We start from the raw sequence: 24,646 nt of genomic DNA, 5'->3' as shown, positions 1-24,646 counted from the left end.
CAAACGGCGGGGTCTTTGTGCTCTTTGCGGGATGTGCCCCCATGGATCCTTCCTTTCCTGCGTGGCAGACCAAGCCCACCGATCGTTTCGTCCTCAAGTGGATCAAGGTACATCTTTCCGCCCGGATCACGCCCCATTTAGCCGAGCGCCAGGGTTTGGAGCCCTGGATGATCACCGTAACCTCGGCGACCCTCGGGGTTTTGGGGGGCATTCTCTTTGGACTGGGCTGGGGGTTTGCCGCGGGATGGGTGGCCGCAGCGGCCCAGGTCCTGGACGGAGTGGACGGGCAGTTGGCCCGGATCAAGGGGTGCCAGAGCACCGGGGGTGCCTTCTGGGATTCCGTGCTGGATCGTTATGCGGACGGCGCCATGGTGATGGGTCTGACCGTCTATCTGGCCCGGCCCCCCTTTTCCTTGCCCCCGGTCTTGCTTCTGTTCCTGGGAGGCGCCGCGCTCATCGGAAGCAACCTGATCAGCTACACCACGGCCCGGGCCGCCACGCTCCATCTTCCCATGGGACCGCCCACCCTGGCCAGCAAGGGAACGCGAACTTCCGCCATGATCCTTTCGGCCTGGGCCAGCCTTTGGTGGCCCCCGGCGCCCCTGGTGGCCCTTGTTTACCTGGCGGTGCACACCAACGGAGTCGTGGGGCTGCGCTTGCGCCGGGCCAGGGGGGCGTCCCAGGCCTTGGACGTCCCGTAAGGAAGGTGGTGGTGAGGAGGAAGGAACCGGCCCCACCCCATCCCATGCCTTGCCACCGGCGCCTGAAGGGGCTGTCTGAGAATCAAAAAACCACCACGGGGCCGGTGACATTTCAACCGGCCGGAAAGCCACAAAAGGGCGAAAGACCATTGTCAGACAAGCGCCCGAGGGCCATCCCATGGAACGGCTCTTGGCGAAAGCGGGCCGCCGAAGGGGGCTTGGACAGCGACGGGGAAACGGACGCATCGGGAGGAAGGTGCCCATGGAGCGGATGGAAAACGTGGGGGTCATCCATGGTCGATTCCAGATCCTTCACCACGATCACCTTCGATACCTCTTGGCGGGCAAGGAAAGGTGCGAGCATCTGGTGGTGGGGATCACCAACCCGGAGCCCGATCTCACACTCCACGACCCGGCCGATCCTTTGCGAAGCGATCCGGCCTCCAATCCCCTCACCTACTACGAACGGCAGGTCATGGTGCGCCGGGCTCTGTGCGAAGCCGGGGTGGCGCTGGAATCCTTCACCCTTGTGCCCTTTCCCGTGAACATGCCCGAGCGCTATCGCTACTACGTGCCGCTGGATGCGGTCTTTTTCCTCACCCTATACGACCAGTGGGGCCGGAAGAAACGGAGCCTCTTCCAGTCCCTGGGCTTGAAGATCCACGTGCTTTGGGAAAGGCCCAGGGAGCAGAAGGGGATCAGCGCCACCGAGGTGCGCCGACGGATGGTGCAAGGGGAGCCGTGGAAGCATCTGGTGCCCCAGTCCACGGCGGAGCTTGTGGAGCAGTGGGATATCGTGCAACGGTTGAGGAGTCTCCAGCATGGCGAGCGTTCCTGAGGGGTTGGTCCGAGCCCTCAAAGAAACCGGTGTGGAGGTCTGCTTCGGCATTCCCGGCGGGCCTTGGATTCTCTACTTGGAAGCCATGGAACGGGAGGGCCTGGAGTTCGTTCTGGTTGCCAACGAGGCTTCGGCGGGCTTCATGGCCGACGTGACGGCCCGCCTGACGGGGGGCCTGGCGGCCTGTCATGGAACCTTCGGCCCGGGAGCCGTCAACCTGGCCACCGGCGTGGGATGCGCCCTGCTGGATCGATCGCCTCTTCTGGCCTTCACGTCGGAGATGGGCGACGCCATGGTGCGGCGCGTGACCCAGATGAACATCAATCACCAGCAGCTCTTCGCCCCCCTCACCAAAAGGACATGGCGGCTGGCGCCTCGAAATGTGGCCGCCCAGATCCGGGATGCGGCGGCCATCGCCCGATCCGAAGTGCCGGGCCCGGTCCATGTGGGGGTGCCGGCCGATCTGGCCCACAGGGAAGCGGCGGAAGATTTTCGGGAACAGAGCGCCATCCGGCAGCCGGCGCCGCCGGATCCGGCCTTGCTGGAGACGGTCGCCGCCTTCCTGGCCGAAGCCAGGCGTCCGCTTCTGGCCGTGGGGCTCACGGCCCTTCGACGGGGCCTGGCCGGGGATCTTGGTAACTTCCTTTCCGCCCACCCCATGCCGGTGGTGCTCACTCCCATGGCCAAGGGGCTGATCCGAGAGGATCATCCGTGCCATGCGGGGGTGCTCTTTCACGCCGCCAGCGATGAACTGGCGCCCTTCATCGCCCGGGCGGACTTGGTCTTGGGCGTGGGCTACGACCCGGTGGAGTTCAATTACGAATCGTGGCTTCCCGACGTGCCGCTCGTCCATGCCGATACCCGATCGTGCGACGTGGACCCCGGTGTGCGTCTCGCCGTGGATCTGGTGGGGGATCCTGGCCAAACCCTGCGCTTTCTCGCCGACAGGCCCAGTGGCGCCTATGCGTGGGAAGCAGAGGACGTGGCAGAGGTCCGGCGGCGCCTCCAAAAGCGCTTGCAGCCCATGGGATCCGATTTCGGCCCGGTGGCGGCGCTTCGCACCCTTCGACAGGTCCTTCCTTCCGACGGAATCCTCACCTGCGACGTGGGGGCGCACACCCATTTGCTGGGACAGCTCTGGCCAACACCCGCTCCGGGGCGCTTTGTCATGACCAACGGCTGGTCTTCCATGGGATTCGGGATCCCGGCCGCCCTGGCGGCCAAAAGATGCCTGCCCGATCGGCCTGTGGCGTGCGTGACCGGTGACGGCGGTTTTCTCATGATGGCCGGAGAAATCGCCACGGCCCGTCGACTGGGACTTTCCGTGGTCGTGGTCGTTTTGTCCGATCGGAGCCTGAGCCTCATTCGGGTGAAGGAAGCCTGGAAAGAGATGGCCCCGGTGGGGGTGGATCTGCACGACGGCCTCCTGCTGGATGCCGACACCTTCCTGGGAGCTCCGGTCTACCGGGCTCAATGTCCGGATTCCATGCGCCGGGCCTGCGAGCGGGCCATGGAAGAGGAGGGGCCGGCGATTGTGGAGGCCCGGGTGGACGGAACCGAATACGATGCGCTCATCGCCAGGAGCTACAAATGATGGGAAGCGGGCAGCGAAACATCCTTCTTCTGGGCTTTGGCAACGTGGGCCGGGCTTTCGCACGGCTCGTGGCGGAAAAAAGGGACGAGCTGGCGGGGCGCTACGGGGTGTCTTTCGGATTTTCCGCCATCGTGGACATAGGAGGGGCGGTGGTGGACCCGGCCGGAACCCTTCCGGTCCTGGACATCCACCGCCATGTGGCGGCGGGAAAGGCCTTGGAGGAATTTCCCGAGCTGGGCCGCCCCGGTCTGGGAGCTCTGGAGGCGATCCGGACCGTTCCGTGTGATGTGATGGTGGAAGCCACCCCCACGTGCCTCCGGGATGGGGAGCCGGCCCGAACGCATGTGCTGGAGGGATTGCGTGCTGGGTGCCACGTGATCTCGGCCAACAAGGGCCCCTTCATCTGGGCCTATGATACAATCATGGAAGCCGCCATGGAAAGGGGGCTGGCGGTGGGGCTGAGCGCCGCTACGGCCGCCGCCCTGCCCACCCTGGATGTGGCGGAACTCTGCCTGGCGGGAAGCCGCATCCTGTCCGTGGAAGGCATTCTCAACGGGACCACCAACTACATCCTGACCCGAATGCACCAGACGGGATGTGCCTATGAAGACGGGCTGGGAGAGGCCCAGCGCCTGGGCATTGCGGAAACCGATCCCCGTCTGGACGTGGAGGGCTGGGACACGGCCAACAAGCTCATTCTCATCGCCAACCGCGTCTTCCACGCCGGTCTCACTCCCCGGGATGTGGCCGTGCAAGGGATCACCTCCGTGACACCGGAGCGAATCCGCCGGGCCCGGGATGAGGGCAGGGTCATCAAACTCATAGGCCGCATCGCCCCCTCGTCCCATCCGGTTCGCGTTTCAGTGGGGCCCGAAGCCCTGCCCGGCGATCACCCTCTGGCGGCGGTGAGCGGTTCGGAAAAGGCGGTTTCTTTCGAGACGGATTCCATGGGCCGCATCACCGTGTCGGGCGGCCACAGCTCGCCCCTGGGCGCGGCGGCGGCCCTGCTCAAGGACGCCCTGCGGATCGCCCTCTACCACGACAGATCCCTTTCCAGGTCCTCGAAGGCGTCCTCCAACCCATAGAGGCTCTGGTCCAGCTCGTTGAGCCGCCGTCCCAGGAGGTGCTCCCGGGCTTCGTCGCGGCATTGCTTCAGCCGATCCAGATGGCGTCCCAGGGGCCTTTTCCACCGGTCGGGCACGGCGGGATCTTGCATCAGGCGCACCAGTTCATCGACCAGGTGGTAAAGGGTGGGGCTCTCCTCCGGCACCCGTTCCTTGCCCACGTCCCGAAACATGGCGGCGCACCGGGGAAACGCCTTGGCCAGACCTCCCGATCCGTAGGCCGGTAGGAGCCGGATATCGATCTGCATGGTGCGACTCATGGGGTCTTCCTCCTGATTTTTCATTGTCTACCAATTTAATATGATTTAGATTGCCCAACTTGCATGTCCTAGTGTCGCCCTTCATGGGAGAGGGTGTGAACAATCCATCGGGTTCCCCCTCCCCTTGATCCCCTCCCACCGGGAGGGGAAATTGAGAGCATAGGCTCCCACCGGGGGGGGGAATCGGAGAGCGGGGCCTCCCACAGGGGGCGGAGAAACAAGGGGCGGAGAATACGGAAATCCATCGCTTTAACTGCGAATTAAAGTGCCGTGCTCGAAATGCCGAATAGAGCATTGGCCGGAATGCCGCCACCGGCGATTCCCTGTGACAAGGGCGGATTCCTTCCTCGGTCACCGGGATTTTCGCCTTTGAACCAATCATATCACGGCGGCTAGGGGACGGAAGAGAGAGACGATGACGCAGCTCAAGGTGTTTGTGCAGGAAGACGGCAAGGGGACCTTTGTGTGTCCGGATTGTGGCCTGGCCCGACGGATTCAGGCGGTGCATCTGCTCAATGCCAAGAAACCCATCCGGGTACGGTGCCGGTGCGGCAAGACCTTTTCCGTGCGTTTCGAGATTCGAAAGGCCTATCGGAAATCCGTTTTTCTCTTCGGCGAATATTGCCGTAAGGGAGAAGAACACAAGATCCCCCATGATCAGATGATTGTCGAGGACGTGTCCAAGACAGGTCTTCGCTTTCGAACGTTTCTTACCCATGGGCTGCGGCAGGGGGATCTGGTCCATGTGGAATTTCCACTGAACGACCAGCCCCGTTCGCTGATCCGTGGCCTGGCGGAAGTGCGCTGGGTGGACGGTAAGAACGTGGGCGCTCGGTTTGTGGATCTGGCTCCTCCCCACGAGAAAGCCCTGGGATTTTTCCTGATGCCTTGATCTTGACCTAGATCCGAGACCTGTCCGCGCCACCATTTAAGGGCGTCGTGGGAGGCTTCCAGAAGCGGACCCTTCCACGGCGTGCACGCCATTTCCTGGGGGCGGGGATCGGGAAAGCCGCCCGGTCCCCGCCTCATCTCATCCGATCTTCGACCCCGGCCGACGAAGCACGCGTCACCAATCCCCGTAGCGCCTTGACGGCACAGGAGCGCTTGGACTAGAGTGTCTCCAGTTTCATTGCCTTTCCGAACACATCCGCAGCCCGCTCGACGGGAGGACCATCATGAAGGTGGTTTACGTGCAGCCGGAGCGCTGCGTGGGGTGTGGTCAATGCCGGCTGGCGTGTGCCGTGGCCCATTCCAAATCAGGATCCTTGGTTTCTTCCATAAGGGAAATTCCCCGCCCGCGACCGCGCATCGGCGTGCTGCCCGCCCGGGAGGCCATCGCCTTTCCCAACAAATGCCGCCATTGCGATCCGGCTCCCTGCGTGGAGGCCTGTATGCCGGGTGCGCTCTTCCGAGATCGTGAAACGCACGCCGTCCGGGTCGACGCCAACCGTTGCATCGGCTGCCAGTCGTGCGCCATGGCCTGTCCCTTTGGAGTCCTCCGTTTCGGTCCCGATCCCAACGCCCCTGTGACCCGCTCCGTGGCCCTCAAGTGCGATCAATGCTCGAGCCGACAGGCGCAAGGGCGGCTGCCTGCGTGCGTGGAGGCGTGCAAAACGGGGGCGCTTTGTTTCGAAGACATCCATCGGGTGATGGAAAAAAGAGGCCGGGAAGCGGCCTTCAGGGCCACCCTGGGCCTGGGACGGGGTCAGGGGGATCTGCCGGATTCCCTTTGGGCTGTGTGGCGCAGGATGAAGACATCCGTCTGAGTTCTGTTTCCAGAGTGGGGAATCAGCCACCCTGTTGCTTGGACCAGGCCAGGGGTGGACGACCGGGTCTTCAGTAGAGGAGGGCGGAGGCCATGTTGTTGAAAAAGGAAGAGATTCAGGCCAGAACCATTACGGAGGACGGGCGGTTGTTCCTGCAGAAGGCCGCCCAGGACGGGCTGGAGACGGTCTGGGACCGGTACCAGGCCCAGCAGCCCCAATGCGGTTTTTGTGAGCTGGGCTTGAGCTGCCGCAACTGCTCCATGGGCCCGTGTCGGATCGATCCCTTCGGGGAAGGACCCCAACGGGGCGTGTGCGGCGCGGATGCGGACATCATCGTGGCGCGCAACCTGGGGCGCATGATCGCGGCCGGTGCCGCATCCCATTCCGATCACGGCCGGGATCTGGTGGAGGTGCTGCGCAAGGTGGGCGAAGGAAAGGCCCCCGGCTACGGGATCCAGAGTGAGGAAAAGCTGCGGAAGCTGGCCTCGGAGCTGGGCGTTGCCCAGGATGGAAAGAGCGCGGAGGCGCTGGCCGTGGCCGTGGCGGAGGCCCTGGAGGAGGAGTTCGGCACCCGCAAGAAGGCCCTGGCTTTCGTGGGACGAGTGCCGGAAAAGCGCCGAAAGGTCTGGGAAAAGCTGGGCATCACGCCCCGGGGTATCGACCGGGAGACCTCGGAGATGATGCACCGCACCCACATGGGTGTGGACAACGACTGGAAGAGCCTGCTGCTGCACGGGCTTCGCAATGCGCTTTCCGACGGCTGGGGCGGATCCCTCATTGCCACGGAAGTGTCGGATATCCTCTTCGGCGTCCCGAAGCCGGTGGCCTCGGAAGTGAATCTTCGGGTGCTCAAGGAAGACCAGGTGAACATCGTGGTCCACGGCCACAATCCCATTGTGTCCGAAATGATCTTCCAGGCGGCCCAGGACCCGGAGCTCCTGCAGCTGGCGGAGGAGAAAGGGGCCCAGGGGATCAACCTGGCGGGTCTTTGCTGTACCGGCAACGAACTGCTCATGCGGCGGGGCATTCCCATAGCGGGGAACCATCTCATGACCGAGCTGGCTCTGAGCACGGGCCTGGTGGACATGATGCTCGTGGACTACCAGTGCATCATGCCCGCCCTGGGAGAGGCGGCCCGCTGCTACCACACCCGGATGGTGTCCACCAGCGACAAGGCCCGCTATCCTTTCATGGAACACCGGGAATTCCGGCCGGAAAACGCCCGGCAACTGGCCCGGGATCTGGTGCAGGAGGCGGTGGAAAGCTATACCCGCCGGATTCCCGCCAAGGTGCTTTCGCCTCCCGGTGATGCGGTCAAGATGATGGCCGGATTCAGCGTGGAAGCCATCGTCTCGGCCCTGGGAGGCAGCGCCGGCCCACTGATTGATGCCATCAAGAGCGGCGCGATCCAGGGAGCCGTGGGCGTGGTGGGTTGCAACAATCCCAAGATCCGTCACGATTATGGGCATGTGACCCTCACCACGCGCCTCATTCAAAACGACGTCCTGGTGGTGGATACGGGCTGTGCCGCCGTGGCCCATGCCAAGGCGGGCCTCAAGGTGCCCGAAGCGGCGGAAAAGGCCGGTCCCGGTTTGCAGCAGGTCTGCCGGGCCCTGGGCATTCCCCCGGTCCTGCACATGGGAAGCTGCGTGGACAATGTGCGCATCTTCGACCTGGCCGCCGCCCTGGCGCATGCGCTGGGCACGGACATTTCCGATCTGCCGCTGGCCGCCGCCGCGCCCGAATGGTATTCGGAAAAGGCGGTTTCCATCGCCTGTTACGCCGTGGCTTCGGGGGTCTACACCGTGCTGGGAACGCCGCCGCCCATCTTCGGCAGTCCCAACATCGTGAAGCTCTTGACCGAGGATCTGGACGACCTCTTGGGCGCTTCGTTTGCCGTGGAACCGGATCCGACAAAGGCCGCTGACCTCATCCTGGAACGCATCCGGGCCAAGCGCGCGGCCTTGGGCCTGTAGGCTGACGGATTCCGCAGAACCGGGTGACGGATCATGACCATGACCACGACCACGGAGCGCCAAGTCATGGAACGAATACTGGTGCGATTGGAACGATGTGTGGGGTGCCGCTCTTGTGAGCTGGCCTGTCGGGTGGCTCATTCCTACAGCGGCAGCCTGGTGGAGGCGGTTGGGGAACGACCCGCGCCGAGCCGGCGCATCTACGTGGAGCCAGCCGAAGGGAGCCCTTCGCCCTTTCTTTGCCGCCATTGCGAAGACGCTCCTTGCGTGCGCTCCTGCCCCACCCAGGCCCTGGTGCATGACGAGGAAACGGGACTGGTTGTCTACGATCCCGAGCGGTGCATCGGCTGCCATGGCTGCCTCATGGCCTGCCCCTTCGGCATGATTCAGCCCAACCGCCGGGAGGGCTTCATCGCCAAGTGCGACCGGTGTCGGGACCGGGACCGGCCGGCCTGTGTGGAGGCCTGTCCCACCCATGCGCTGGTTTTGGAAGGGGATTTTCTAAAACGGCGAAGGAGGAACGCGGTGGAAAGGCTGTCCCGGGCGGCGGGCTGGGCCCTGGGAGAATCCCCGGGTCTCGGTGTATCGTAACCGCGGCGATTGCCGGCCGGGTCTTCCGGGCGTCGGGGCGGGTTCGGACGCCTCCCGCAGGGGGATCCAGAGGGCATGTAAAACGAGAATCGTTCGGTTGGGGCTTTTTTGTCCGGAGACGCAGTGGGTCTTTTGGGACCATCCGACCGAGGAGGAACGGGTGCCGGAATGAGTCCGTTACGGGTTCGAACCGTCTGCCCCTATTGTGCGGTGGGATGCCACCTGGATCTGCTCGTGGAAAACGGGCGGGTCGTGGGCATGGCCCATGCCGTGGATTCCCCGGTGAACGGAGGAAACCTGTGCGCCAAGGGAAACGCGGCCTTGGATCTTCTCAATCACCCGGAGAGGCTCCGCACGCCCCTTCGGCGCACCCGGTCCGGCTGGGAGCCCCTGGGCTGGGACGACGCCTTGGACCTGGCCGCCCAGCGGATCCAAGACGTGCTGCGCCGGCACGGTCCAAATGCCCTGGGGTTTTTGTCTTCGGCCAAGTGCACCAATGAAGAGAACTACCTTTTGCAGAAGCTGGCGCGCCTGTTGGGCACCAACAACGTGGACCATTGCGCCCGGCTGTGCCATGCCTCCACCTTGACGGGACTGGCTCCCGTTCTGGGGACGGGCGCCGCCACCAACCCTCTCACCGATCTGGCTCGCGCCCGGTGTCTTTTGTTTGTCGGTTCCAACCTGGCGGAAAACCACCCGGTGGCCTTCCGGTGGGTGCGCCGGGCCAAGGACCGGGGGGCCGTGGTTCTGGTGGCGGATCCCCGAAAGACGCCCACCGCCTGGATCGCCGATCTGCATCTGCCCGTGCGGCCCGGAACGGACATCGCCCTGTTGAACGCCCTGCTCCATGTAATCATCCGGGATGGGCTGGAAGACAAGGCGTTCATTCGATCGCGGACCATGGGCTTCCAAGAGGCTGCCCGGGCGGTTCGGGACGCCACGCCCCAGTGGGCGGAGTCCGTCACCGGGGTGCCGGCCCGGGACATCACGCGGGCGGCCCGCCTTTTCGCCCGAAGCAAGCCGGCTTCGCTCATCTATTGCATGGGCATCACCCAGCATCACAACGGCACCCAGGCGGTGCGCGCCTGTGCCGACCTGGTCCTGGCCACGGGGAACGTGGGCCGTGAGGGATCGGGACTCATCCCCGTGCGGGGCCAGGACAACGTGCAGGGGGCCTGCGACATGGGAGCCTTGAGCGCGCTCTTGCCGGGATATGGGTCCGTCATGGATCCCAGATCCCGCGCCGCCTTGGAAGCACTGTGGGGTTGCGCTGAGGGAACGATCCCCGATCGTCCGGGTCTGACCGTCACCGAAATGGAAGCCGCCGCGGGCCGGAGCCTGCGGGCCTTGGTGGCCATGGGGGAAAATCCCATGGTGACCAGCCCCAACGGGAATCGGGTGGCGGAGGGCCTGGGGCGGCTCGACTTTTTCCTCGTCATGGACCTTTTTCTCACCGAATCGGCCCGGTCGGCGCATCTGGTCCTTCCCGCCGCGGCCTGGGCGGAAAAGAGCGGATCCAAGACCAGTGCCGATCGCCGGGTGCAATGGTCTCCCCGGGCCGTGGATCCGCCGGGGGACGCCCGGGCGGACGCGTGGATCATCACCCGGTTGGCCCGGCGTCTGGGTCTGGAGCCGTTTTTTCCCTATAAAACCTCCGAAGAGGTGTTGCGGGAGATCAACCGGGCGGTTCCCCCATACGCCGGGATCACCCCCGAGCGGCTCCAGGGGGCTCCGGCCGGTCTGCATTGGCCCTGCCCTCAAGAAGGGCATCCGGGAACGGCCATCCTCTTCCAGGACGGATTTCCCACGCCGGACGGTCGGGCCCGCTTCTTTCCCGTGCCTTTCGAGCCACCGCCCGAGTCGCCCGATGCCGACTATCCCCTGTGTCTGACCACCGGGCGGGTTACGGCCCATTACAACAGCGGGGCCATGAGCCGGAGAACCCCGGCGCTGATGGATCTTTCTCCGGAGCTTTTCGTGGAGATCCATCCCGACGATGCCGCCCGGTTGGGGGTGCGTGCGGGACGACGCGTCGGCGTGGTCACGCGTCGGGGAAAGATGGAGGCGGTCGCCCGGGTGGCTTCGACCGTTCCTCGTGGTGTGGTCTTCGCGCCATTTCACTTTCCCGGGACGAACCGTCTCACGCTGGATGTGGTGGATCCGGAGGCCCGGATCCCCGCGTTCAAGGCGGCCGCCTGCCGTCTTGAGCCCGTAGAGGAAAAGAACGCCCGAGCATAGGAAAGCGCCGTAGAGAATCGCTCCATGTGGGCCTTTGCGATCTTTGATGGAGCGTTCCCAGGGGGAGCCGCCATGGATTCGTTCCTTTTCGTGGATTTCACCCGGTGTATCGCCTGCCACGCCTGTGAAACCGCCTGCGGCAGGGAGCACGGCGGGGCCGGCCGCCTGTATGTGATGCGCTTTGAAAACGCGGCGGTCCCCCTGGCGTGCCGCCAGTGCGAAGCGGCCCCCTGCGTGGCCATGTGTCCCGAGGACGCCTTGGTCTACGACGAGGGATCGGGGGTGGGCCTTGTGGTGGAACGCTGCACCCGTTGCGGTCTGTGTGTGGCCGCCTGTCCTTTCGGAGTGATGCGGTTGGGCGCCGGCCCGGGTGGGGATCCTGTCCGCTGCGACCGGTGCCGCCGTCGCCGGGAAGAAGGACGCTTGCCGGTGTGCGTTCTCACCTGCCCCACCCAGGCCTTGAGCGTCCAAGGGCGTGCGGTGGTGCAGGACCGCCGGAGGATCCACTTCACCGGGCTTCGTGTTTCCTGATCGCTTGACGGCGTGGGGAGGCTTTTTAATGACCGTCCCGGAATTTCACCAAAGGATCCATGTGGACACCGATCGCTGTCTCGGTTGCTTTGCCTGCGCTTTGGCGTGTCCGGAGGGTCTCATCGGCTGGGAAGACGGGGAGAGGACCCGACGGTTCCACGCTCCGGCCCTGTGCTCGGGCGATTGTACCCGGTGCCGGGATGCCTGCCCGGTGGACGCCATCCACTTGGAACCCATGAAAGAACCGGCTCCGGCTGCGGAGCCTCTCTGCTGGTCTCTTTCCCTGGCCCTCTGCCGCATGTGCCGAAAGCCCTTCACCACCCAACCGATCTTGGCCCTGCTCACCCGAACACTCCACCACACCGTGGGCCTCTCCCAAGGGGAATGCCACTGGGCGTTGTGCTGTCCCGCATGCCGCCGGGATCTGGAATCCCGCCGCTTGTTGGACGCCGCCCGGTGGAACCGTTGAAGCCGGTGGCCCGGGAACCTTTCCATTATCCCGCCTGAAAAAAGGATTCAACCGGCGGTATCCATCTGCCGATAGATTCAAATAAAGGGGCAGAGGCGGGCGTGCGCCCGCGGCGGCGGGCGAACGGCCGCGGTGGCGCTGAGCACTCCGTATCCACAACGCGGGAAGCAGCGTGAAGGGAAGACCATGAATCCACGCCAAAGAAAACGTCTGGTGCACCTCTTGGCAGCAATCAGCGTGATGATCTGGATATGGGTGGGCCCGGCCCTGGCGGCGGCACCCTTTGCGTCCAACAGGCTTTTGGAGATGAGCCTGGAAGAGCTCATGGACGTGGAGATCGTCTCCGTTGCCCGCAAGGCCCAGAGTCTTTCGGAAACGGCCGCCGCGGTCTTCGTGGTTACCTCTGAAGACATCCGCCGTTCGGGGGCCACCAACGTGGCGGATGTACTCCGCATGGTCCCGGGGCTGCATGTGGCCCGCTTCGATGCCAACGTCTGGCCTGTGACGGCCCGCGGTTTCAACGGCCTTCTTGCCAACAAGCTGCTGGTGCTCGTGGACGGCAGAAGCGTTTACACGCCCATCTTTTCCGGCGTGTATTGGGATGAGCAGGATTCTTTTCTGGACAACATCGAACGGATCGAGGTCGTTCGAGGCCCCGGGGGCAGTTCCTGGGGCGCCAACGCCTTCAACGGGGTCATCAACATCATCACCAAGAACGCCCGTGATACTCAGGGGGGATTGGCGACCGCTTTGGTGGGCACCGACGAAGAGGCTCGGGCGGGGTTCCGCTATGGGGGCCGCGTGGGGGACGATCTCTTTTATCGTTTCAATGTCTTGGGCCTGGACGTGGGCCCCGGCCGGAATATGGCGGGAAAAGAGGGTGCGGACGATTGGAGGCAGGTCCGGGCGGGTTGGAGGGCCGATTGGCAGCCGTCGGAAAAGGACGCCTTTCTTTTCACGGGGGGCCTTTACCGGGAAGAGGCCGGCGTGCGGAACTTGGTGCCCCGAACCTGGAGTCCGTACGTGGAGATCGTGGATTTCGAAAGGGAGGTGGGGGGCGGACACCTTCTGGGCCGTTGGACGCGGCGCCTTCACGACGGCGGGGAGCTGCAGATGCAGCTCTATTACGACAACACACAGAACGACAATAAAATTTTGAGCTTTGATGTGGATACGGTGGATGTGGATTTCCAGCATCGCTTCCGGCTCGGCCACCATCAGGAGATCACCTGGGGGATGGGCACCCGGTGGATCGCCTCGGAAACGGAGCCCGGCATCACCACGTCCTTTGCCCATTCGGATCGCACGGATTATCTGTGGAGCGCCTTCGTTCAGGATGAAATCAGCTTGGCCGATGGGGCCTGGCGCCTCACCTTGGGATCCAAGATAGAGCGCAACGACGAGACCGGCTGGGAGGTTCAGCCCACGGTGCGGTTGCTTCGAAGGTTGGGATCCGATCATTCCCTGTGGGCCGCCGTGAGCCGCGCCGTGCGCACGCCGAGTCAGGGGGAGGTGGAATCCCGCATCCAATCCGCGGTACTGCCGCCCACCTCCACGGTGCCTTTGCCCACGTTGGTCGTGGCTCGGGGCTCCCGGGACATGGACTCGGAAAAGGTCTGGGCTTTCGAGGCGGGCGTGCGCACCCAGGTCCATCCCAAAGTCTTCCTGGATCTGGCAGGGTATGTGAACCTCTTGGAAGATCTGAGAAGCCTGGAGCCGGCCGCGCCTGTCTCGGCCGGTTCCTATCTGGTGGTGGAGAGCCGGGCGGACAATCGGCTTCAGGGCCGCGCCTACGGCCTGGAAGCGGCCGCCGCCTGGTCGGTGGCGGAAAATTGGCAGATCCAGGCCGCCTACACGTTCCAGCACATGGACCTGGAGACCACTTCCGGGAGCCTGGATGAGGGATCCACGTCTGCGGAAAAGGCAGGCCCCACCCACCAGATGTCCCTCCGATCCTCCTGGAACCTTCCCAGATCCGTGGAACTGGACGCCTGGCTCCGGTGGGTCGATGAGCTGGAGGCCCTGGATGTGCCGGATTATTGGGCCGCGGACCTCCGCCTAAGCTGGAAGCCTTTGGAACATCTGGAGCTGGCCCTGGTGGGGCGCAATCTTTTGGACAACCGCCATCTGGAGTTCAAACAGGAAATCCTGCAGATCGAACCGACCGAGGTGGAACGCTCTGTCTATATGAGCCTTTCCTGGAAATTTTGACAACGTGCAGAGGAGAAAGCATGTGCCGGAACGTTGCAACGAGGTTGATCGCAAATGGGGTCGGTGTCTTCCTCCTTGTCCAGACCTTGTTCCTGGTCCTTCTGGGAGCTAACGGGGTTGCCGCCAGGGATATCACGACCTTGAGCCTGGAGGAGCTCCTGGAAATGGAGATCACCTCGGTGTCCAAGCATGCCCAAAAACTGGAAGATGCCGCCGCGGCCGTGTTCGTGATCAACCAGGAGGACATCCGACGTTCCGGAGCCACCACCGTGGCCGATCTGCTGCGCATGGTGCCGGGGCTGCATGTGGCCCGCTTGAATGCAAACGGCAATGTTGTTACCGCCCGGGGATTCAGTGATCTTTACGCCAACAAACTTCTGGTTCTCATGGACGGCCGTACCCTTTACAGCCCGATCTTTTCGGGTGTCTTTTGGAGCGATGTGGACCCGGTGTTAGAAGACATCGAACGGATCGAAGTCATTCGGGGGCCGGGTGCGAGCCTGTGGGGTGCCAACGCCGTCAATGGAATCATCAACATCATCACCAAGAAGGCTTCCGATACCACGGGGGTTCTCGCCAGCACCGTCTTGGGAACGGAAGACCGGGAAATCGTGACGCTTCGCTACGGCGATGGATTGGGAACGTCCGGGGCCTATCGGGTTTATCTGAAGGCGCGGGAACGGGACCCGAGCGTTACGGAGCAGGGGGACGACGCGGTGGACGACTGGCGGGCGGTGCAGGGAGGATTCCGCCTGGACTGGAATCCCTCCCAAAGCGATACGGTGACCCTGCAAGGCGATGTGCAGAGGCGTCGAGGGAGCGTTTTTGAACGGAGTCTGGGTCTCTCCCCTCCCGCCTACACATGCCACCTGTGTCACGTGTCCGACTTTGAACAGAAGGGCGTCAACCTGCTGGGAAGATGGAACCGGCAAGACCCGGCCGGAAACAGCCTGCAGGTCCAAGCCTACTACGATTACACGGGCTCCACGGGAAGTCAGTTCTTGGAATGGCGGGCCCAGGTCTTCGATCTGGAATACCAGCAGGATCACACCTGGGGGGAGCGCCAGCTTTTAACGTGGGGTGCGGGCGCCCGCCTCTACACCACCGACACTTCCGGAGGATCCAACTACTATTTTTCTCCGGAAGGCAACGACTGGTACGTTCTGAACGCCTTCGTCCAGGACGAAATCACCCTGGTTCCCGAAAAGCTCTTTCTTACCCTGGGAAGCAAGTTGGAATACCATGAAGATGTGGGCTTGGCGATCCAGCCAACCGCCAGAATCCTCTGGAAATACGCTCCTCGCCACACTCTCTGGGCGGCGGCTTCCCGGGCGGTGCGGACCCCTTCCCTGGGCGAACAGAAGGCCCATATCACCATGGTCACCCGAACCTCGGATCCCTCGCCGGCCGACCTGGTTTTCTTCAACCTGTCGAGAGAAAAGGAGTTGGATCCCGAAGAAGTCCTCGCCTTTGAAGTGGGCTATCGCGCCCAGATTGGAGACCGTCTTTCGGTGGACGTGGCAGGCTTTTACAATCGCTACGACAAACTGATTGCCGCGCTTTCACCCACAGGCGCCACCGTTTCCATGGATCCTTTGCCGCACCTGGAGACAACCTCCCTTCTCAAGAATGCCATGACGGGAGAAGTCTACGGGCTGGAGATCGGGGCGGACTGGAAGGTGACCGATCGATGGAAATTGCGGGGGGCTTACACCCTGACGCGCATGTTTCTCCACAACCAGGAAGAGACCCCACTTCTGGTCTGGGGCGAGGATCTGGAAGGCAAGACCCCCAGGCATCAGGTTTCGCTGCGGTCCCAATGGGATCTGCCGGGAAATGTGGAACTGGATGGATGGCTTCGCTATGTGTCACGCCTTCCGGAGCTGGACATTCCGTCGTACGTAACCGGGGATATTCGTCTTTCCTGGTCGCCCCGGAAGAACCTGGAGGTGAGCCTGGTGGGGCGGAACCTTCTGGATCCTGAGCATCCGGAATTTGCGGAAATGGCCATTTTGCCGTCGGAGTCGAATCAGGTGGAACGGTCCCTTTATGGAAAGATCACGTGGCGGTTCTGAGCGGGTGCGGGGAGCGACCATGAGGACCCGATCCATGCGCAAGATGAGACGGCGGAGAGTCCGCTGGGGCGTGTTGGCGTTTTATGTTGCGGCCGTGCTCCTTTGGGGCGCTTTCCCGCCGGCCGGAGTCGGCGCGGAGGACGCATTGCTGCGTGAAGAGGAAGTGAAGGCCGCCTTCGTCTTCAATTTTCTCAAGTTCGTGGAATGGCCCGAACAGGGGGCGGCTTCGGACCCCCTGGTTCTCTGTGTTCAGGCCACGCACCCACTTGCGGACACCCTAAAATCCCTGGACGGAAAGGAGATACGGGGGCGTCCCCTGCGTGTCCTGGATTCCGTTAAGATTTCGGATCTTTCTCGATGCCAGACCCTCTTTTTGGGATCGGGCATCGGGCCGGACCAGGTCGATGCCATTCTCAAGGATCTGAGCGGCCGGGCCGTGCTCACCCTGGGGGACAGTCCGGAGTTTTGTGCTCAGGGAGGCATGATCGGGCTGGTCAAGGAAGGAAACAAGATGCGCTTTCAGATCAACCTTCGGACGGCCCGGGCGGCCCGCCTCAAGATCAGCTCCAAGCTTCTCAAACTGGCCCGGCATGTGATCCAATAGGTGAAGGGGGATCCACATCATGCGTGCGTTCCAATCCTGGCCCATCCAAAAGAAACTCATGAGCCTCATGGTGTTCGTCAGCACCGTGGTCCTGGTGGCAGCGTCTTTTGGCTTTATCCTTTTCCAGGCCTTCCTGCTCTCGTATCGATCCCTGGTGCAAGTTTCCACACTGGCCCGTGTGGTGGGCCGTAACTGCATGGCGGCGCTGAGCTTCAACGACGCGGAAGCGGCCGCAGATACCCTCCGGTCCCTCAAGGCGGTGCCCGATGTACGCATGGCCTTCGTTTTGCTCCCGGACAATACCGTCTTCGCCTCCTATATCCGCGAGGGAGCCAACAAGAAAAGGCTCATGGATCGTGTGAGGCGGGAATCGAACGAAGCGTCCGGTTATGACCGGGGGACACTGGAGCATCTTTTCGAGGCGTTTGTGGATGGCGATCTGGATGTCCTGGAAACGATCGAGCTGGACGGCGAGGTCCTGGGCCGGATCTTCATTTCTCAGGACATGTCCCCGCTGGTGCAAAGCCTGGCAACCGGAGCGGCCCTCGGGGGCGGGCTCCTCGTGCTTTCGGTCATCTTGGCCTATGTCCTTGCCCGGCGCCTGCATCGGGGGATTTCCGGTCCCATCCTGGATCTTCGAAATGCCATGAGCCGGGTTTCCCAGGAAAAGGACTATTCCCTGCGGGCCCGAAAAGAAAGTCAGGATGAACTGGGCGCCCTGGTGGACGGATTCAACAACATGCTGGCCGAGATCCAGCGGCGTGATGCGGAATTGGAAAAGCACCGGAAGCACCTGGAAGATTTGGTGGCCCAGCGAACGGAAGAGCTCCGGAAGGCCAATGCGGAACTGGAGGAGACCGTCCTGGAACTCAGGGCGGCCAAGGAAGAGGCCGAAGCGGCGAGTCGCGCCAAGAGCCAGTTTTTGGCCAACATGAGTCACGAAATCCGAACGCCCATGAACGGCGTGTTGGGCATGACGGAGCTGCTGCTTGAGACCCCGCTCAGCGATCGCCAGAAGCACCTGGTGGACACGGTGCGCTCCTCAGGCCAGGCGCTCTTGGCCGTCATCAACGACGTGCTCGATTTTTCCAAGATCGAGGCGGGGCGCATGGAAATCAACTCCATGGAATTCGACCTCCGCGACCTGGTGGAAGAGGCCACGGCGCTGTTCGCCGAACCGGCCCAAAGCAAAGGCTTGGAGCTGGTCTGTGGGGTGGATCCCGAGGTGCTGGCCCGGGTGTGGGGCGACCCGGATCGAATCCGCCAGATCCTCATCAATCTCATCGGAAACGCCGTCAAGTTTACCGAAGAGGGCGAAGTCATCTGCCGGGTTTGTTGTATGGAACGACGGAGTCAGGAGGTCGTGCTGGGTTTCTCTGTGAGCGACACCGGGGTCGGCATCCCCAAAGACAAGCAGGCGCTCATCTTCGACCCGTTTTCCCAGGCCGACGGATCTACCACCCGGCGCTTCGGAGGAACGGGGCTGGGGCTGGCTATTGCGCGCCAGCTGGTGGAGATCATGGGCGGGGCCATGGAGCTCGAAAGCGAGCCGGGCCACGGGTCCACCTTTCGCTTTCGCCTCACCGTGCCGGTGGCGTCCTGGGAGGCGCCGACCGATCCCGCGGCCGTCCGCACCTTGCGCGGGCTTCGCGCCCTGGTGGTGGACGACCACCCGGTGAATCGCGAGATTCTCCGCCACACCCTTTCCGGTTGGGGCATCCTCTGCGATGAAGCGGAAAACGGCAGCGAGGCGTTGGGGAAGGCGCAAAAGCTGGCCGAGCGGGGGTTGTGCTACGACCTGGTCTTCCTGGACATGGACATGCCCGGCATGAACGGATTGGAAGTGGCCCGTCGTCTGAGAAAGGATTTCTCCTGCGCAACGGCTCACGCCGTCATGCTTTCTTCCATGATCAACCCTGTGGAAGAAGAGGCGGACCACGGCATTCGCTATTTCCTCACCAAGCCCGTTCGGACCTCTTCCCTCTACGACTGCCTGATGAGCCTGCTCAAAGAAGAGGCGGGAACCATGGCGGGTGGCGGGAAAGAGGACGTCCCTTCCGATGGGGAAGGCCCCGAACGGGGCGCCATTCCCGCCGGCAAGCGGGTGCTGGTGGTGGAGGATAACCCGGTGAACCAGGAATACTGCCGTGATGTTTTGGAACACTTCGGTTGTCGCGTGGACACCGCCTGGAACGGCCGCGAGGCCCTGGACAAGTTGCGACAAGGAACCTTCGACCTGGTCCTGATGGACTGTCAGATGCCGGAAATGGACGGCTACCAGGCCACCGCCGCCTGGCGGCGGATGGAAAGCGGGGAACTGGGGCGGAGTATCCGTACCCCGGTGGTGGCCCTCACGGCCCACGCCATGGAAGGGGATCGTCAAAAGTGCCTGGCCGCCGGCATGGACGACTACCTGAGCAAGCCATTCACGGTGGTTCAAATGCAGGAGATTCTGGCCAAGTACCTGGGGGGACGAACGGAGGGGGAAACGGCTGTAAGCGCAGGTCGAGCCTCCCAAGGATTGGAGGAGGTTTCCCCGGCCGATACGGACGGCGGGCTCCGCGTTCTCGACATGGAGGCCATTGACAATATCCGGGCTTTGAGACGACCGGGTCGCAACGACATTCTGACGCGCATGATCACCATGTATCTGGAAAGGACCCCGGAACTCATTGAGGAGATGCGCCGGTCGCTGGGGGACCGTGACCTCACGGTGCTCCGCCGGGCCGCTCACAGCCTGAAGTCCAACAGCGCCACCATGGGCTTGATGCGGGTTTCCGAAAGGTCCAAGGCATTGGAATGGATGGCCGAAGAAGATCGCCTGGCGGATCCGGATCGCCTGATCGATGAAATCGAGCGTGAGTTCGAACGAGGCCGCGCGGCGCTGGAGCAGCTCCTCCAGGAAGAAGGGCGCGCCTGATCCGGCCGGGAAACGCTCACCGCCCAAGAGGGTCCATTTCCAACTGTCACAACCAGAACGTGTTCCAGGCGCCAAGGAACCCCTGCCGGATCCATGGCAGGCCGTCCCTTGGCTTCCCCGCCGGTGTCAGTCCGCCAGCCCCTTTTTCTTTTCTTCGATTTCCTGGTGGATGGATTCCAAGGCGCGGAGGCGCTTTCGGAGTTCTTGGATCTCCTTGTCCTTTTCTTCCAGCCGCTTGGTGCAATGGGACGTCCGGGGCTGCTCCTTGAGCTTTTGGGAAAGTAGGGCGCGCTCCTGCATGGCGGGAAGGTTCTGCAGGAGGGGGGTCAGCAGACGGGGATCTTCGCAGTCGCGGCTCGGTTGGTATTGCTTTTTCCAGAGTTCCCAGACATTCACGGCGGACCGGAATTCTTCCGGACTTTTGGCCTGGATCAGTCGCATGCAGGCCATGGCGAAAAGAGCTTGCTGTTGCAGCCTGGGATCGGTTTCTTCGTGGCTCAGGCGTTCAAAGATGTCGTGGGCCGAGGCGAAATCGCCCTTTTCGAAGAAAATCATGGCTTCATGCCATTGGTTGAAGAATTGTTCTTGCGAAGAGGTGGCGGCCGGGCGTTCTTCGGTGGATTGTTGCGGCAGGAAATGGGCGCACCCCAGGGGTGAGATGGCGGCGAACGCCAACAGAAGTACCCCAAAAGACACCCGACGAAGGGTTTGAATCGAAGCGTCCATCATGGTCGACTCCCCTTGCAGGGCAGTTGGAAACAGAACCGGCTTCCCTGTTGCGGTTTGCTTTCCGCCCAGATGCTTCCTCCATGGGCTTCCACGATGTGCTTGGCGATGTGGAGGCCCAGCCCGGTGCCGTCGATGCGATCCTTCAAGGTGGAAGCCCGATAATACTTTCGAAAGACCAAGGAAAGCTCCGATTCCGGGATGCCGGGTCCCTCGTCCTGCACAGCGAAGATCACGTGCGCGCTCGCCTCGTCTTGGTGAACCTGTACGGTCACCTCGCTTCCCGAGGGGGAGAACTTGATGGCGTTGGACACCAAGTTCATGAGAACCTTTTGCAGGTGCTCCATGTCCCCAATACAGGGGGGCGTGACCCCCACTTCCGAGCGCATGCGGACTCCCTTGGCTTCAGCGGCAGGCGACAGCCGATGCAGGGTTGTCTCCACCAGATCCCGGGGATGGATCTCCACGGGGTTGATTTCCAGCCGTTGGTTTTCCAGCCTGGAGGCCTGCAGCAGATCCTTGAGGAGGTTGGCGATGCGGTCCACTTCCTTTCGGGCGATGGTCAAAAAGCGCTTCTGGCGGTCCGTGACCGGGCCCATGACCTCTTCTTCCAGCAGCCGCACCGATTCGCGCACGGTGGTCAGGGGATTTCGCACCTCGTGGCTCAACATGGAAATGAAATCGGAGCGCATGCGCTCCTCTTCCCGCAACCGATGGATCATTTCGTTGAAGGCGAAAGCCAGCTCCCCGAATTCATCCTTGGACAGAATGCGGATGGGTTCCGTGGATCCCTTGCGGGTCACAGAGCGGATGCCCCGCCGGAGCTCCCGCAAGGGGCGGCTCATGGATCGCGCCACCTGCCAGACGCCCACCAGACCGGCCAACAGGGACAGACCCAGGCCCGCCAGTCCCCACCGCAGAGCCGATCGGCCCCGTTTGTGCAAGCTCCGGGTGGCAATCTCCACCTGGCGCTCCTCCATCTGTTTGAACAGGACCACCCGCTGGATCCAACGGTCCAAGGTCTCTTCCGGGATCCAAAGCTTTTCCCACTCTGCATTGGCCATGCGGGCCTGGATCTGCGGCTGCAGGCGATCCACTTCCCGCTTCAGTTGCTCCCAGGGCACGGCGTCCTTGGTGCCGGCCAGCAAAGTGACCGCTTCGGCCAACTTGGAGCGAAAATCTCTCAAAGCCGTCGTAAAATATTCCTGGTATTGAGGATTTTTGAGAACCAGATATTTCTTTTCGTTTTCCTCCATGGTGAGCAGGTGATCCATGATGCCATCCGCCAGGTCGGTGACCCGGTAGCTGGTGTTCACGATCTGGTTGGAGATTTCCATGATGTGCTGGGTGTTCATGTAGAAAAAGGCGATGGTCCCATAGAAGATGAGGCCCAAGGCCGCGTACCAGACAAAAAGCTTTCTCATGATTCCCCATCGGGATTCCATCGCGTGTCACCTGCCTGCGTGAAAGGGACCCGGTCTCGGGATCCCGCGTTGCCCGAAAAAGCCTTGCATGAAAGAGGGCTTCAGTCGGTTTTCCTCTGTTGTTGTCGTGCTCCGGCGGTATGCCCGTTCATGGATTTGGCATGGGTTGGCCGCAGGTTCTGAGCGGTTGCGCTGGACCGCGATCTATGTCAGGGTGATGCTCGTTCATCATTGGCGATAACGGTCGGCCAGTCAAGCCCGGAGAAGGAGTTTGGACAGACGGGCTGGGGGTGACCGCACGCCGTTACCTGCGGCAGACGACCAGGGGATTGCGCGTTTCGGCCGCATCCGAGAAAACGGGATCCCCTCGGGGGGCCCTGCCGCAGGGTCGAACCCGAGCCATGGGGCAAGGCAGGGGACGAAAACTCCCCGTCCCTTGCGCCTGGTCCTTTGAGGCCACCACGGTGGGATTTTTAACAACGGAAACGGAGGCACGGGTATGGAGGCGCCTTTTCGTGTTCTGGTGGTGGGGGCCGGCGCCATGGGATGTTTGCTGGGCGCCCGGTTCTTCCAGGCGGGGGCTCAGGTGCTCCTCCTGGATGTGGACCAGGCCCATGTGGCGGCCATCTGCGAAAGGGGTTTGGAACTGCAGGAGCTCAACGGGGACCGACGAAAGGTCTACCTGCGTGCTTCGTGCGTTCGGGAAGACCCCGGGGGGCCGGCGGACCTGGTCCTGGTTATGCTGAAAAGCTACGCAACCGCCCGCGCTCTGGATCTGGTCTTCCCCGATGCCATGGGCCCCCAAACCCTCTTTCTCAGCCTCCAAAACGGGCTGGGTAACGGAGAAATCCTGGCGGAACTGGTGGGAAGGGAAAAGGTCCTGGTGGGCGTGACCGCTCAGGGAGCCACCAAGGAGGGCCCCGGTCGGATCCGCCACGGGGGGGAAGGTCCCACCTTTTTCGGAGCCTTGAGCGGGCGTCGGCCGGACACCGTCCAGGCCGTTCTGGCACTTTTTCAAGAAGCGGGCCTGGAAGCCACCTACCGGGAAGACATCCAAGTGCTCATCTGGGAAAAGCTCCTGGTCAATGTGGGAATCAACGCCGTCACGGCGCTGTGCGGGATTCCCAACGGGGCAATCGCCGATCTGGAGCCGGCCCGGTCGGTTTGCGAGGCCGCGGTGCGCGAAGCGGCCGCGGTGGCCCAGGCCGAGGGGATTCCGGTTTCGGAAGATGGGGTGCACAAGGTGCTGACCGTGGCCCGTGCCACGGCCGCCAACCGTTCGTCCATGCGTCAGGACGTGGAAGCCGGGCGGCGCACGGAAATCGACGCCATCAATGGGGCCGTGGTGCGCCTGGCGGGCCAACACGGGCTGGCGGTCCCCGTCAACTGGGCCTTGACTCAATTGGTGAAAGTAAAGGAGCAGAGCTATGGGGGAAAGGGCGTTCAAGCCTGAAGAGAAGGTGACGGTCCCGGGTATCATGGCCGCCAAGGGCCGGCGAAAGCTCACCATGCTCACGGCCTACGACTACCTGACCGCTCTCTGGGTGGACCGAAGCGGGGTGGACATGATCCTGGTGGGCGATTCCCTGGCCATGGTCATGCTGGGCCACGAGGACACGCTGTCGGTCACCATGGAAGAGATGTTGCACCACACCCGGGCAGTGACCCGCGGGACCCAAAGGGCGTTGGTGGTGGGCGACATGCCCTTCCTGTCCTACCAGGTGAGTGTGGAGCAGGCGGTGGAAAGCGCCGGCCGCTTTCTCAAAGAGGCCCGAGCCCAGGCGGTGAAGTTGGAAGGCGGTGCGTCTGTTTTGCCCCAGGTGGAGGCCATCGTGCGGGCGGGCATTCCCGTGCAGGGGCATCTGGGCCTCACCCCCCAGAGCATCGCCCAACTGGGCGGCTTCAAGGTGCAGGGGAAGGGGGAAGAGGCGGCCAAGCGGCTCCTGGACGATGCCGTGGCGCTGAGCCAGGCGGGCTGTTTCAGCCTGGTGCTGGAGGCCGTGCCCGCTCCAGTGGCGGAAAGGATCACCCAATCCGTACCCATCCCCACCATCGGTATCGGTGCCGGGCCCGCCTGTGACGGCCAGGTGCTCGTGACCCACGATCTGGCGGGACTCTTCGACCGCTTCGTGCCCCGATTCGTCAAGCAGTACGACCAGCTGGGTCAACGGCTGCTGGAAGCCGCCCGCCGGTATCGCCACGAGGTGGAAGCGGGCGCCTTTCCCGGGCCGGAGCACTCCTTTGGTCTGCCACGAAAAGACGGGTAGCCCCTGGAGGGCTGACGCACCGAGCGGCCGCTTTGGGGTTGCCCGGTCCTTTCGCGTTGCGCGCGGCCATGTCCCGGCGCCGGTGAAGCGTTCGGGAAGGGCGCGTCGCTTCCTGGAGGACACATGGAGCGGTTTTCGTAAGATTACAACTGCTTCCCCTGCGGAAGGCTCGCCGTCCAGGACGATACGGATAATCCCGCGATTTTTGGAACGGAAGATCTGTCTGCTTTCTGGAGATGTTGAAGCAAGGATCATCCGGGGCTGCTCTGCCGGAGCGGGCCGCTCCGCGGCTCGGATCCGCGCCATGGGAGGAGCATCATGAACCTTCGCC

General features: G+C 63.0%; 20 protein-coding genes. 17 read left to right on the top strand and 3 right to left on the bottom strand.

Annotated elements, in window-relative coordinates; translation table 11 throughout:
* Positions 1 to 41 precede the first annotated feature (41 nt).
* From B9A12_RS05975 to B9A12_RS05960, 4 genes are all read left to right on the top strand, one after another.
* Positions 42 to 701: a CDP-alcohol phosphatidyltransferase family protein gene (locus B9A12_RS05975; RefSeq protein ID WP_084056980.1), complete on the top strand. Its 660-nt coding sequence runs from the start codon at positions 42 to 44 to the stop codon at positions 699 to 701.
* A 262-nt stretch (positions 702 to 963) separates the two neighbouring features.
* Entirely contained in the window at positions 964 to 1,539 is a 576-nt protein-coding gene (locus B9A12_RS05970) for a nucleotidyl transferase family protein (RefSeq protein WP_245802364.1), read from the top strand.
* Positions 1,523 to 3,133: a thiamine pyrophosphate-binding protein gene (locus B9A12_RS05965; RefSeq protein ID WP_084056979.1), complete on the top strand. Its 1,611-nt coding sequence runs from the start codon at positions 1,523 to 1,525 to the stop codon at positions 3,131 to 3,133. Before B9A12_RS05970 ends, B9A12_RS05965 begins: the two co-directional genes overlap by 17 nt.
* A complete protein-coding gene (locus tag B9A12_RS05960) occupies positions 3,130 to 4,218 on the top strand; it encodes a homoserine dehydrogenase (RefSeq protein ID WP_084056978.1) in 1,089 nt (362 codons plus the stop codon). The genes B9A12_RS05965 and B9A12_RS05960 overlap by 4 nt, the downstream gene beginning before the upstream one ends.
* On the opposite strand, the gene B9A12_RS05955 is transcribed toward B9A12_RS05960, so the two are convergent.
* Complete coding sequence (locus tag B9A12_RS05955) at positions 4,167 to 4,517, bottom strand: hypothetical protein (RefSeq protein WP_084056977.1); 351 nt, start codon at positions 4,515 to 4,517, stop codon at positions 4,167 to 4,169. The two genes, B9A12_RS05960 and B9A12_RS05955, sit on opposite strands and share 52 nt — an antisense overlap.
* Positions 4,518 to 4,932: 415 nt before the next feature.
* Here B9A12_RS05955 and B9A12_RS05950 point away from each other — a divergent pair, with 415 nt between their 5' ends.
* The 11 genes from B9A12_RS05950 (at position 4,933) to B9A12_RS05900 (ending at position 19,898) form a co-directional block, all read left to right on the top strand.
* Complete coding sequence (locus B9A12_RS05950; protein WP_084056976.1) at positions 4,933 to 5,409, top strand: PilZ domain-containing protein; 477 nt, start codon at positions 4,933 to 4,935, stop codon at positions 5,407 to 5,409.
* A 283-nt stretch (positions 5,410 to 5,692) separates the two neighbouring features.
* Positions 5,693 to 6,283 carry a 4Fe-4S dicluster domain-containing protein gene (locus B9A12_RS05945; protein WP_084056975.1) on the top strand — a complete coding sequence of 197 codons (591 nt, stop codon included), beginning with the start codon at positions 5,693 to 5,695 and terminating at the stop codon, positions 6,281 to 6,283.
* Positions 6,284 to 6,375: 92 nt separating this feature from the next.
* The gene (gene cooS / locus B9A12_RS05940; RefSeq protein ID WP_084056974.1) at positions 6,376 to 8,259 is read left to right on the top strand and encodes an anaerobic carbon-monoxide dehydrogenase catalytic subunit; all 1,884 of its coding nucleotides are present in this window, start codon (positions 6,376 to 6,378) and stop codon (positions 8,257 to 8,259) included.
* 33 nt (positions 8,260 to 8,292) lie between these two features.
* A complete protein-coding gene (locus tag B9A12_RS05935) occupies positions 8,293 to 8,850 on the top strand; it encodes a 4Fe-4S dicluster domain-containing protein (protein WP_212636850.1) in 558 nt (185 codons plus the stop codon).
* A 168-nt stretch (positions 8,851 to 9,018) separates the two neighbouring features.
* The gene (fdhF, locus tag B9A12_RS05930; RefSeq protein WP_084056973.1) at positions 9,019 to 11,088 is read left to right on the top strand and encodes a formate dehydrogenase subunit alpha; all 2,070 of its coding nucleotides are present in this window, start codon (positions 9,019 to 9,021) and stop codon (positions 11,086 to 11,088) included.
* A gap of 72 nt (positions 11,089 to 11,160) precedes the next feature.
* The gene (locus tag B9A12_RS05925) at positions 11,161 to 11,619 is read left to right on the top strand and encodes a 4Fe-4S dicluster domain-containing protein (RefSeq protein ID WP_170920380.1); all 459 of its coding nucleotides are present in this window, start codon (positions 11,161 to 11,163) and stop codon (positions 11,617 to 11,619) included.
* A 28-nt stretch (positions 11,620 to 11,647) separates the two neighbouring features.
* A complete protein-coding gene (locus B9A12_RS05920) occupies positions 11,648 to 12,088 on the top strand; it encodes a 4Fe-4S dicluster domain-containing protein (RefSeq protein WP_084056971.1) in 441 nt (146 codons plus the stop codon).
* A 186-nt stretch (positions 12,089 to 12,274) separates the two neighbouring features.
* Entirely contained in the window at positions 12,275 to 14,299 is a 2,025-nt protein-coding gene (locus B9A12_RS05915) for a TonB-dependent receptor plug domain-containing protein (RefSeq protein ID WP_084056970.1), read from the top strand.
* A gap of 140 nt (positions 14,300 to 14,439) precedes the next feature.
* Positions 14,440 to 16,374: a TonB-dependent receptor plug domain-containing protein gene (locus tag B9A12_RS05910; protein WP_212636840.1), complete on the top strand. Its 1,935-nt coding sequence runs from the start codon at positions 14,440 to 14,442 to the stop codon at positions 16,372 to 16,374.
* A gap of 34 nt (positions 16,375 to 16,408) precedes the next feature.
* A complete protein-coding gene (locus B9A12_RS05905; protein WP_170920379.1) occupies positions 16,409 to 16,978 on the top strand; it encodes a YfiR family protein in 570 nt (189 codons plus the stop codon).
* Between the two features lie 19 nt (positions 16,979 to 16,997).
* Positions 16,998 to 19,898 (top strand): response regulator, encoded by a 2,901-nt coding sequence (locus tag B9A12_RS05900; protein WP_084056967.1) that lies wholly within the window; start codon positions 16,998 to 17,000, stop codon positions 19,896 to 19,898.
* Positions 19,899 to 20,024: 126 nt separating this feature from the next.
* Here the strand turns inward: B9A12_RS05900 and B9A12_RS05895 are convergent, their stop codons facing one another.
* On the bottom strand, positions 20,025 to 20,627 hold the full coding sequence (locus B9A12_RS05895) for a hypothetical protein (protein WP_084056966.1): 603 nt from the start codon (positions 20,625 to 20,627) through the stop codon (positions 20,025 to 20,027).
* Positions 20,624 to 22,048 carry an ATP-binding protein gene (locus B9A12_RS05890; protein WP_170920378.1) on the bottom strand — a complete coding sequence of 475 codons (1,425 nt, stop codon included), beginning with the start codon at positions 22,046 to 22,048 and terminating at the stop codon, positions 20,624 to 20,626. The genes B9A12_RS05895 and B9A12_RS05890 overlap by 4 nt, the downstream gene beginning before the upstream one ends.
* Positions 22,049 to 22,547: 499 nt before the next feature.
* Between B9A12_RS05890 and B9A12_RS05885 the strand changes: the two genes are divergently transcribed.
* Both B9A12_RS05885 and panB read left to right on the top strand, forming a co-directional pair.
* Positions 22,548 to 23,501, top strand: a complete 954-nt coding sequence (locus B9A12_RS05885) for a ketopantoate reductase family protein (RefSeq protein WP_084056964.1) — start codon at positions 22,548 to 22,550, stop codon at positions 23,499 to 23,501.
* Positions 23,476 to 24,315, top strand: coding sequence for a 3-methyl-2-oxobutanoate hydroxymethyltransferase (panB, locus tag B9A12_RS05880; RefSeq protein WP_084056963.1), 840 nt, complete (start codon positions 23,476 to 23,478; stop codon positions 24,313 to 24,315). Before B9A12_RS05885 ends, panB begins: the two co-directional genes overlap by 26 nt.
* The last annotated feature ends 331 nt before the right edge of the window (positions 24,316 to 24,646 follow it).

Origin of the sequence: Desulfacinum hydrothermale DSM 13146 (assembly GCF_900176285.1) — a bacterium.
GTDB classification, from domain to species: Bacteria; Desulfobacterota; Syntrophobacteria; order Syntrophobacterales; family DSM-9756; genus Desulfacinum; species Desulfacinum hydrothermale.
The sequence above is the reverse complement of the archived record's forward strand: the minus strand, read 5'-3'. Positions and strand labels throughout refer to the sequence as shown.

Excerpts from the sequence above, each read along its gene's own strand:
- cooS (WP_084056974.1), top strand. The coding sequence starts at position 6,376 with ATGTTGTTGAAAAAGGAAGAGATTCAGGCCAGAACCATTACGGAGGAC.
- B9A12_RS05935 (WP_212636850.1), top strand. The coding sequence starts at position 8,293 with ATGACCATGACCACGACCACGGAGCGCCAAGTCATGGAACGAATACTG.
- B9A12_RS05975 (WP_084056980.1), top strand. The coding sequence starts at position 42 with ATGGATCCTTCCTTTCCTGCGTGGCAGACCAAGCCCACCGATCGTTTC.
- B9A12_RS05905 (WP_170920379.1), top strand. The coding sequence starts at position 16,409 with ATGCGCAAGATGAGACGGCGGAGAGTCCGCTGGGGCGTGTTGGCGTTT.
- B9A12_RS05960 (WP_084056978.1), top strand. The coding sequence starts at position 3,130 with ATGATGGGAAGCGGGCAGCGAAACATCCTTCTTCTGGGCTTTGGCAAC.
- B9A12_RS05955 (WP_084056977.1), bottom strand. The coding sequence starts at position 4,517 with ATGAGTCGCACCATGCAGATCGATATCCGGCTCCTACCGGCCTACGGA.
- B9A12_RS05915 (WP_084056970.1), top strand. The coding sequence starts at position 12,275 with ATGAATCCACGCCAAAGAAAACGTCTGGTGCACCTCTTGGCAGCAATC.
- panB (WP_084056963.1), top strand. The coding sequence starts at position 23,476 with ATGGGGGAAAGGGCGTTCAAGCCTGAAGAGAAGGTGACGGTCCCGGGT.
- B9A12_RS05945 (WP_084056975.1), top strand. The coding sequence starts at position 5,693 with ATGAAGGTGGTTTACGTGCAGCCGGAGCGCTGCGTGGGGTGTGGTCAA.
- B9A12_RS05890 (WP_170920378.1), bottom strand. The coding sequence starts at position 22,048 with ATGAGAAAGCTTTTTGTCTGGTACGCGGCCTTGGGCCTCATCTTCTAT.
- fdhF (WP_084056973.1), top strand. The coding sequence starts at position 9,019 with ATGAGTCCGTTACGGGTTCGAACCGTCTGCCCCTATTGTGCGGTGGGA.
- B9A12_RS05965 (WP_084056979.1), top strand. The coding sequence starts at position 1,523 with ATGGCGAGCGTTCCTGAGGGGTTGGTCCGAGCCCTCAAAGAAACCGGT.
- B9A12_RS05895 (WP_084056966.1), bottom strand. The coding sequence starts at position 20,627 with ATGATGGACGCTTCGATTCAAACCCTTCGTCGGGTGTCTTTTGGGGTA.
- B9A12_RS05920 (WP_084056971.1), top strand. The coding sequence starts at position 11,648 with ATGACCGTCCCGGAATTTCACCAAAGGATCCATGTGGACACCGATCGC.
- B9A12_RS05950 (WP_084056976.1), top strand. The coding sequence starts at position 4,933 with ATGACGCAGCTCAAGGTGTTTGTGCAGGAAGACGGCAAGGGGACCTTT.
- B9A12_RS05970 (WP_245802364.1), top strand. The coding sequence starts at position 964 with ATGGAGCGGATGGAAAACGTGGGGGTCATCCATGGTCGATTCCAGATC.
- B9A12_RS05885 (WP_084056964.1), top strand. The coding sequence starts at position 22,548 with ATGGAGGCGCCTTTTCGTGTTCTGGTGGTGGGGGCCGGCGCCATGGGA.
- B9A12_RS05900 (WP_084056967.1), top strand. The coding sequence starts at position 16,998 with ATGCGTGCGTTCCAATCCTGGCCCATCCAAAAGAAACTCATGAGCCTC.
- B9A12_RS05925 (WP_170920380.1), top strand. The coding sequence starts at position 11,161 with ATGGATTCGTTCCTTTTCGTGGATTTCACCCGGTGTATCGCCTGCCAC.